The organism is Salinivibrio socompensis S35, assembly GCF_000513715.1.
Taxonomy (GTDB): Bacteria; Pseudomonadota; Gammaproteobacteria; order Enterobacterales; family Vibrionaceae; genus Salinivibrio; species Salinivibrio socompensis.
On sequence record NZ_AQOD01000210.1, the window covers coordinates 1 to 2,426 of the forward strand.

The window sequence follows — 2,426 nt, forward strand, 5'->3', positions numbered from 1 at the left end:
ATGGAACACTACTGGAAGTGAGCCTTCGTGAAGCAATAGACGAGGGAGGGTAAAGCCAAAGGGGCCTTACTAAAGACCTTTGCTAAAACCACAGCGATGGTTTCATTATTTGGCTTATTAGCTCGGGGCTAGAAACGTTGGATAGTGGTGAAAAGGTATTAGATTCAAGCAACGCGCCGATGGAAACGCTGGGGTATGCCCTAAAAGGCGTATCTACGACAGCTCAGGCGCTCGTATTTTTTATCCAACTAGGTGCAAACATCTTTAGCCGATTCGGTATATTATCCACCAGTATTAGCTCCATTATTGCAACTTGGATGCTGTCGACGCTAATGATTGCGGGTATCGCTTATTTGATAGCTATTGTAGTCATCAATGTTTTTAAACGCTCAGAGCTCGAAAAATGGTTGCTTCACTCTACCTGGGGGAGACAGCCGAGTCAGTGGGAATTCCTTGAAGAGCTAAAGCGTTTGGACCAAGTTATTCATAAACCTCAAATTCGACTAAATGCTATCCCAAGTCGGCGACCTTCACAATGGATGGACGCTGGCACAGAACAGTGGCAATTAGAATTAACCCTGCCTGCGTTTACTCGGGATACAAAAATTGGTTTACAAATCACCCGTAAACCCAAAGATAAGAGCTACCACTATCGTGTCGCTGAGCCGAAATCTGCAGTGGTAGTCAATGAGCAAGGTGGTATATGGAGCAAAGACAAAGCATCTGGAAGCCTAATCTATCGATTAGATTTAGGGGGTACCACCGACGATACGGTGGCGGTACTCGTCAGTATGCCTTTTGCTTGGCAAGCGTCAGAAGATGAGATGCTTGGCTATGTGGCTGTTGGTAACCACCAAGGTGATCTAACCGTAAATTCAGCCCCGAGAGATAAAAAATTTGCCAAGCGTACCATTGAAGTGAGAATTGAATAATGAGTAATGGAAAAAACACAGAACTCCTCGAGGAGCAGCTTTACGCTGCTCAGGTGATTTATTCTTGGGAGTCTATTGGTGCGGGCCTGAAACACGAGAGTATGGTTAAGTGGGGACTGTCGATATTTGCTGGAACATCATTTCTTTTGTTTCTTTGGTCAGTGCTCGAGAAATTGACTGTCGACTCATTTGCTTTTTGGGGATTAAGTGGCTTTTTGACACTGATGATTTTTGCATCGAGATACTTGTTTCTACCCGATAAACATCGCTGTTATCACTTAACTTCTTTGGGTATTCACTATACAGAAAAAGACATGATCCCTGATGTTGCTTATCAGGTAGTGCGTGGTTTTGCGTGGGTGGGTATCGTGGTTTGTGTTATTGCCGTGTTTGTGCTTGGTCTTCTTGCGTTTGTTGGGGCTGGTGGTTTTGCTCTAATGTCGTTTGGGATGACGAATTTTAAGCCAACGACGGAAAAGCATGAGGTATTCTTTTCGGATAGACCCATATTATTTAATCCGATGAACGATAGCATATTACGCATTGATAGTAATATTCCCACTGAATACTGCAGTAGTCGAAACTTTTACTTCTCTTCTTTGGAAGAAAAAGATGCGGTTGTACCCCAGGGCGAGATCGCGAACGTTTTTTAACCAAAAAAGGATCAGTTTGACGATCACCTCTGGCTGTGATCATATAGGCCGATTCTAAAATAGTTCGGGATAGATACCGTGGATATCGATACATTTAAAGACTACTTCAGCGCCGTTGATGATAATCGCCAGAGTGCCAAGATAACCTACCCGCTATTCGACCTGCTCTTTGCTTCATTGTGCGCGGTTATTGCGGGTTCGAGAGGATGGTACGAGATTCGAGAATACATCCTAGGCCACCATGATTGGTTTAAGAGTCATGATATGTTTAAAGACGGTATTCCTGCCGACGATACCATCGCTCGTGCCATCTCTTCGATTGAACCGAATGCCTTTCAAGCCTGCTTTATCGATTGGATGAAAGCAGTCCATCAAATGACGGATGGCCAAGTGGTCGCGATCGACGGTAAAACGCTGAAAGGCTCGTACAACCGTGAAGATAGAAGCAGTACGATCCACATGGTCAGTGCATATGCCAGCGAAAATCATCTGGTACTTGGTCAGCTCAAGACAGACGAAAAAAGCAATGAAATCAGTGCTATTCCCGAGCTAATCCGCCTTCTTGACTTACGTGGTGCGCTAGTCATCATCGATGCCATGGCCTGCCAAACGACGATTGCCAAGACGATTCTTGAACAAGGTGGCGATTACTTATTAGCAGTGAAACAAAACCAGGGCAAGCTGGCGAACGCGATCACCGCGGCATTCAGTGAGCAACGTCGAACCTTCAATGACGATGTCGAGTTTGAATATGGTCACGGTCGTATTGAATCGCGTCAGTGCTATGTGCTTGATAAAGAATGTTTATCCGGCGACTTTAGCCGTTGGCCATCACTACAAG

3 protein-coding genes are annotated in these 2,426 nt (G+C 45.0%); all 3 read left to right on the forward strand.

Translation table 11 applies throughout. The features are described 5' to 3' along the window. The first annotated feature begins 179 nt into the window (after nt 1–179). Nucleotides 180–932, forward strand: coding sequence for a hypothetical protein (locus DZ54_RS0116965; protein WP_025675390.1), 753 nt, complete (start codon nt 180–182; stop codon nt 930–932). Then, on the forward strand, nt 932–1,585 hold the full coding sequence (locus tag DZ54_RS0116970) for a hypothetical protein (protein ID WP_051416094.1): 654 nt from the start codon (nt 932–934) through the stop codon (nt 1,583–1,585). Before DZ54_RS0116965 ends, DZ54_RS0116970 begins: the two co-directional genes overlap by 1 nt. A gap of 78 nt (nt 1,586–1,663) precedes the next feature. Continuing rightward, nucleotides 1,664–2,426: ISAs1 family transposase (locus tag DZ54_RS0116975; RefSeq protein ID WP_025675392.1), on the forward strand; the 763-nt coding region annotated here is incomplete at its 3' end.